Below are 1,684 nucleotides of genomic sequence, written 5' to 3'. Positions count from 1 at the left end.
TCGATCTTTCATCCGGTGCCTATCCCTGCCTGAGCGGTTCGGATTGATTGCGGCAGGGCTGATTTTGCGGTTCGGGTACGACAGGCTGGCCGGTTGCCGCCGGATCACGGCCGGGTTTCACGGGCCCGGAGGGTGTCTTTCAGGTCGTTCGGATACGTCAGGACACGCTGGTCACGTGCTGTTCGGGTAGCCGTCGAGACGATCGAGCCCGGCGATCAGCAGACCGGTGTACTTGGCACGGGCATCGAACCGCAGCCGTCGCTGACGGGCGTGCCGAGCGATCCGAGCCGCGATCGCGAACAACCGAAGACGCAATGTCTTCAACTCCCACGTGCGGGCATCAGTGCTGGTCAACGCCAGCATCTGCATCCACGCGTTCAGATCGATCGCCAACGCTACGATCGAGGTCCACACCTGGTTCTGCGCGAACGAGAACAACGGAAGGTTCAACAGCCCGCAGTCTTTGCCCTGCCGGATCCGATCCTCGCACCGGGCGCGTCGGCGGTGCCGTAGTTCCAGATCAGCCAGCTGCCCGCGCGTGGTATTCGTGGCGAACGCGGTCAATCGCCACCCGTTGCGGTCAGTGATCCGCAGCTGTGCACCGGGATGGGGTTTCTCCCGCCGCACGATCACCCGCATCCCCGGCGGCCACCCCGACAGGTCGATCACTCCGGTCAACTCGGCGACGTCGGCGCCGTCTCGCTGCTCGCGGTCGCTGTTGTAGGCCGGAGTCCATGCCTTCTTCGGGAGTCGGTCGATGATCTCACCCAACCGGGCATCGAGACCGAATCCGACCGAGTACGAGACTCGCTGTTTGTGCAGGTAGTCGAGGAAGTCGTGAGTGGCGCCGGCCGAGTCGGTACGGATCAGGATCTTGCGGCCGGGACGCGGTGGTAGGTCGGGGATCTGCGCCAACGACTGCTGGGTGGTGGTGATGTGGTCGGTGGCGGTGTTCGATCCGGCATTGCCTGGTCGTAGCAGGATCGTTCCGGCTTCTCCGGTCGCGCCGGGCCCGTGGTCGATGAACGCGGTCATCGGATGAAAACCGTAGCCGCCCTTGTAGTTTCCCGCCGCTGACTGCTTGTCCGAGTGTGCGGTGACCAGGGTTGCGTCGAGGTCGATGACCAGTGGGTTCTTCGCCGAAATCCCGTGGTTCGGAGCAGCAGGACCGGCCAACGCCCACACCCGTGCCCGGGTCGCTGCTCGAGCCGCAGCGATCGCCGACAACGCCTGGACCGGCGAGGCGGCCAGCGTTGAGATCAGGCGGGAGACGGTCGGGTCGGAGGCGACGTGGCCGAACGTGTCGGGTTGTTCGCGGATGGTGGCGATGTCGGCGAGGCAGTCGCCGCCGGCGACCAGTGCGACGGCGAGGTCGGCGATGATCTTGCCCGGATCATGGACTGCGGAGGGCGTGCGCCACGGCGCGAGTGCGGTCGACAACTCGGCCGCGAGGCCGCTGACCTCGACTGTTCGGGTCAACAGGATGGTTCCGGCGTGGGACACGAGGTTCTCGCCGTCGCCGGTGGCGCGGATGTGTGGGTAGAACACGGTAGAGTTACTCACCAGAAAGGTGCTCCCTCGCTCTGACGTAATCGGACTGTCGCAAGAACGATTATCGCAGGTGAGAGCACCTTTCTTCATGCATCAGGGTCGGCGAGTCGAATTCACCGATGAAAGAACCAGG

1 protein-coding gene is annotated in these 1,684 nt (G+C 64.7%); it reads right to left on the bottom strand.

What is annotated here, in order from left to right; translation table 11 throughout:
• Nucleotides 1-171: 171 nt before the first annotated feature.
• On the bottom strand, nt 172-1,563 hold the full coding sequence (locus GM1_RS21225; RefSeq protein WP_040520992.1) for an IS1380 family transposase: 1,392 nt from the start codon (nt 1,561-1,563) through the stop codon (nt 172-174).
• Nucleotides 1,564-1,684: the final 121 nt, after the last annotated feature.

The sequence above is a fragment of the Gordonia malaquae NBRC 108250 genome (assembly GCF_000344135.1).
Lineage (GTDB): Bacteria > Actinomycetota > Actinomycetes > Mycobacteriales > Mycobacteriaceae > Gordonia > Gordonia malaquae.
This window is presented reverse-complemented; position numbering and strand designations above follow the sequence as displayed.